1 pseudogene is annotated in these 692 nt (G+C 69.5%); it reads right to left on the reverse strand.

The window, feature by feature from the left end:
- Positions 1 to 692: pseudogene (locus tag AC3A4E_RS17260) on the reverse strand (hypothetical protein); the annotation flags it as partial.

Here is a 692-nt window from a genome sequence, read left to right on the forward strand (position 1 = left end):
CCGCTCGCGGTGTTGTTCGCGCCCACCGCCAGTGCATCGTCGGCAAGCGCCGAGGCCTCGTAGCCCACTGCGATGCTGCGCTCACCGGTTGCCCGGTTGAACTGGCCGATCGCCGTCGCGGCGATGCCGCTGGCTTCGGCGCGGTAGCCGATCGCGGTGCGATAGGCATCGGCCGCACCGTCACCCGTGGTGGCGTACGTGCCCACCGCGGTGTCACCCGTGCCACGTGCCTGCGCCGAGAAGCCGACCGCCGTGCCGAACTGGCCCGCCGTCGTCGGTGCACGCGCCGGATCGCCGGCGATGCCGCCACCGATCGCGGTGCCGCCGTAGGCGCCGGTCGTGTTGGCACCGGTACCGATGGCCACGTCGTAGGCACCGGTGGTGCTGGCGCCCTTGCCTGCGGCCAGCGAGTCGATGCCGACCGCGCCGTCGTTGTTGTAGTTCGCGCCGATGACACCACCGTCGTTGACGCTGTAGTACTTCGTGCGCGTCGCTTCGGCGATCTCGTTGACCTGGCCCAGGTTCACCGCGTCGGTGTCCTCGATACCGGCCGCAACATTGGTGATGACCTGACCACCGGCGTCGATGCCGTTGATCGTGACGCTCGGGCCACCCACGATCGTCAGACCGGTGTTGTCGATCCGCGTGCCGCCGACGGTGACGCTGCCGGCAACGTTCAGATCATCGGCCAG

The sequence above is a fragment of the Luteimonas sp. Soil_N_1 genome (assembly GCF_057656255.1).